This is a genomic window from Neisseria sp. P0021.S005 (genome assembly GCF_051956955.1).
In genome coordinates, this window is sequence record NZ_JBQCWY010000291.1 from 1 (window position 1) to 3,748 (window position 3,748).

General features: G+C 46.8%; 4 protein-coding genes and 1 pseudogene. 2 read left to right on the forward strand and 3 right to left on the reverse strand.

Annotated features, from left to right (window positions below; translation table 11 throughout):
* Positions 1-159: 159 nt before the first annotated feature.
* Positions 160-792, forward strand: a complete 633-nt coding sequence (pdxH, locus tag ACTHUE_RS12875) for a pyridoxamine 5'-phosphate oxidase (RefSeq protein WP_003686383.1) — start codon at positions 160-162, stop codon at positions 790-792.
* Positions 793-951: 159 nt separating this feature from the next.
* On the forward strand, positions 952-2,010 hold the full coding sequence (locus ACTHUE_RS12880; protein WP_219088524.1) for a pseudouridine synthase: 1,059 nt from the start codon (positions 952-954) through the stop codon (positions 2,008-2,010).
* A gap of 81 nt (positions 2,011-2,091) precedes the next feature.
* Here the strand turns inward: ACTHUE_RS12880 and ACTHUE_RS12885 are convergent.
* The 3 genes and pseudogenes from ACTHUE_RS12885 to ACTHUE_RS12895 all read right to left on the reverse strand — a co-directional run.
* A pseudogene (locus tag ACTHUE_RS12885) lies at positions 2,092-2,166 on the reverse strand (dioxygenase); the annotation flags it as partial.
* A 388-nt stretch (positions 2,167-2,554) separates the two neighbouring features.
* Positions 2,555-3,127, reverse strand: a complete 573-nt coding sequence (locus ACTHUE_RS12890; protein ID WP_219088522.1) for a DUF4276 family protein — start codon at positions 3,125-3,127, stop codon at positions 2,555-2,557.
* The coding region (locus ACTHUE_RS12895; protein WP_440423652.1) for an AAA family ATPase at positions 3,121-3,748 on the reverse strand (628 nt) is incomplete at its 5' end. The genes ACTHUE_RS12895 and ACTHUE_RS12890, both read right to left, overlap by 7 nt.

Genomic DNA, 3,748 nt, shown 5'->3' on the forward strand with positions numbered 1-3,748 from the left:
AATCGGCCATTTTCGGATTTAAGATTTTCAGTTCGACTTCGGTTTGCATGACAGGACTCCGTATTGTTCTATATTGGAAAGGGCTACGATTATACACAAATGCCCTTGAGGCCGTCTGAAAAAACGGAGTATGATTCAGTCAGACCTAAGGAGAAAATCATGGATCTGCACAATATCCGCGAAGATTACAGCAAGCGCGAGCTGTCGGAAGCCGAATGCCACGCCGACCCGATTGTCCAATTTGAGCAATGGCTGAACGAAGCCATTCACGCCGAAGTCAACGAGCCGACAGCGGTCAACGTTGCCGCCGTGGGCGAAGACGGCAGGCCCAACAGCCGCATGGTACTGCTAAAAGAAGTCAACCCAAAAGGCTTTGTTTTCTTTACCAATTACCACAGCCGCAAAGGCCGCTCCTATACGGCGCACCCCTTTGCCGCTATGACTTTTTTCTGGCCGGAACTCGAACGCCAAGTGCGTGTTGAAGGACGCATTGAAAAACTCGACGCCGCCGCTTCGGACGAATATTTTGAAAGCCGCCCGTATACCAGCCGTATCGGCGCATGGGCAAGCGCGCAAAGCGAAGTGATTTCCAGCAAAGCCGTCTTGGTGGCCAAAGCCGCGGCCGTCGGTGTCAAACATCCCCTGCATGTTCCCCGCCCGCCGCATTGGGGCGGATACCTCGTTATTCCCGACCGTATCGAATTCTGGCAAGGCCGTCCCAGCCGCCTGCACGACCGCATCCAATACCGCCTGGTTGACGGCAACTGGATACGCGAACGCCTTTCACCATAATTTTCGGATTTTCAAACAAAAATTTACTGGTTGAGTTACAATACAGCCTTTCATCGGCAGGCCGTCTGAATCTGATTTTCAGACGGCCTTTTCCCCCAATCCAACCCCTGCCGCAACCGCCGCAGAAGAACCGCTTTTTCAAGCGAGTTAGGAAAAATCATGTCCAAACAGCCTTCCAGCAAACGCCAATGGCGCGACGGCGTATCATCTACCGCCAAAAAACCTTCCAAACCGGCCAAATCCTTTGCCAATAAAAAACGTCCAGACGACGAACGCAAAACATCAGGCAAACCTTACGGCCAAAAAGTTTCAGACGGCCCCAAAGCTCAAAATACCGCGCCTAAACAACGAGCCGCCAAAGCCAAAAAACTGGTTGTCCGCAATCCCAACCAAAAAATCATGGAGCACGCCCGCGATTTGAAAGAACGCCGCAGCGACCTTTCCCGCTTCGAACCCGAGCGCCTGCAAAAAGTCCTGGCCGCTTCCGGCGTCGGCTCACGTCGCGAAATGGAAGAATGGATCAGCAACGGCTGGGTAACGGTCAACGGCCGCGTAGCCCAACTGGGCGAAAAAGTTACGCCCGAGGACCACGTTACCGTCAAAGGCAGCATCATCAAACTCAAATGGGCAGACCGCCTGCCACGCATCATCCTCTACTACAAACAAGAAGGCGAAATCGTTTCCCGCGATGACCCACAAGGCCGCGTCAGCATTTTCGACCGCCTGCCGCAAGCAGCCAGCAGCCGCTGGGTGGCCATCGGCCGTTTGGACATCAATACCAGCGGCCTTTTGATCCTGACCACTTCAGGCGAACTGGTTCAACGCTTTGCCCACCCTAGCTTTGAAGTCGAACGTGAATACGCAGTGCGCGTATTGGGCGAGCTGACCACCGAACAAATGCGCGTCCTGACCGAAGAAGGCGTCATGCTCGAAGACGGTTTGGCAAAAGTCGAACGCATCTACGAACAAGGCGGCGAAGGCGCAAACAAATGGTACAACGTCGTCATCAAAGAAGGTCGCAACCGCGAAGTACGCCGTATTTTTGAAAGCCAAGGCCTGACCGTCAGCCGCCTCGTCCGCGTAGGTTTCGGCCCCATCGGTCTGCCAAACCGCCTCAAACGCGGCCAGTTCTACGAACTCAATCCGGCAGAAGTCGCCAACATTATCAAATGGGCGGATATGCTGCTGCCTGGTGAACGTCGCCGGAAGAAAAGTTAATGTAAGATAAATCGGAGCTGAGGCCTTTACAAAATCGTCTCAGCCCGACAAAATCTTGCCTAAGTCATAAAAATAGTGGGTATTGAAAGGATTTTCCTTATCCAACACATTCATCGGGCTACCATGCCCGACAAACAATACAGGCATTTTTTTCATCACTGCCTCCTTAATATTTGATGAGGCGGATTGTACGGATAAATGATTAAGCAATAAATCTCAATTTACGAACAGCATATTTTCCAAATAGGAAATAATGGGATATTCTTTGGCTTGCTGCAAAGTTAAAAAGAGGTCCGAAGATTCGGATTTCAATAGCAATACCTAAGTCAATCTAGTAAATCTGCCTAGAAGCACTTAATTCTATGACTGATAACTCAACGCCAGAATATTATTTTTTAATAGCAAATTATAAAAAAATGTCGTCTGAAAAATAAACTTGGTTTTCAGACGACCTTTTTATCTTAGAAAGATTAGAAAAATTTTCAATATAGAGATGGTAGAGCAATATTATTGACCATCTTTAAACTATACGTTCAGACGATTTTTATCTATTAGATTGAAAATGTGCAACAACACATTTTGCACTCGGACAGTTTGGATGCGTGGCAGCATTTTCGATTGAAAATTCCCAATATTTAATCATCTTCTTAGCAAAGCCAACTTTGTTTCCCGGTCCTCTGGCAGAACCGGTTTCTTTGACAATTTTGCTGATTCTGTCCCAAGGCAATTCGGGCGTCTCTTCCGGAAACTGTTCTCCCTCAAAATCTTCAATTTCTAAAAATTTTTTCATGGCTTGAGTATCTGCTAGAAACCATGCTTCTATCGCTTTAACCGCAATAAAATAGGCAGTAATTTTCGCGTGGCTGATTCTTTCCTTAACACCTTCAACAGGGAGTCCGTCCGAATCCGTCAAAATATACAGTCTTTCTGCTCCATTTGCTTCCAAAACACCAATAAAGGGCTCAATATTATGAGGCAATAAATTACCTGCGCCATTGGCATCAACAACAGGTTCAATCAATTCAAAATCATTCCTGTGTAAAAAGGTCTTGAATGCCTCTGATTCGATAATAATCTTTTCGCATGACCCTTCAACAATAAATCCGACTTTTACCATGGCAATCCTCCTCCCAGCAGATTGGTCAGCCAAGCCGTATCTAACGGAATTTTGTTTTTATCGACACCGGACTTCCGAACATCTTTAATTTGGGTTTTGCCTTGAGATTTACTGACAAAATACAACTCTTCCAATTCCAAGCTACGCACTACCGATTCACTATGAGTTGTCAGAATAATTGGATGGTGAGGGCTTACATATTCACGTATAAAGCCGATCAGTTCACTGATAGCTTTCGGATGTAAGCCACGCTCAGGTTCTTCAATGATGGTAATGCCGGGCTGTTTTACACGCGTTAAAACGGCAACCAACAAACATAAGGCATAAATTGTGCCGTCCGAAACCATATGGGCGGGGAAACGATTACCGCTGTCTTCCTCGAAAAATAACCCTTTTGAGTCATCAATTTTTTGCGTTTGAACAGAGAGTTGCTGCATTTCGGGGACAATCACACCCATCCATTCAATGATTTGCTCGCGTAATTCGTCGTTATCCTCAAGATGTTCTAACACTGCAGCAATATTGCTACCGTCTGTATTCAGCTTTTCAGGGTTATTGGCATTATTGCGAAGATCTTTGATTTTAAAAGGATCTATACGAAATATCTTTACATCTTTAAGT

Coding starts and splice junctions, on each gene's coding strand:
- ACTHUE_RS12880 (WP_219088524.1), top strand. CDS start 952: ATGTCCAAACAGCCTTCCAGCAAACGCCAATGGCGCGACGGCGTATCA.
- pdxH (WP_003686383.1), top strand. CDS start 160: ATGGATCTGCACAATATCCGCGAAGATTACAGCAAGCGCGAGCTGTCG.
- ACTHUE_RS12890 (WP_219088522.1), bottom strand. CDS start 3,127: ATGGTAAAAGTCGGATTTATTGTTGAAGGGTCATGCGAAAAGATTATT.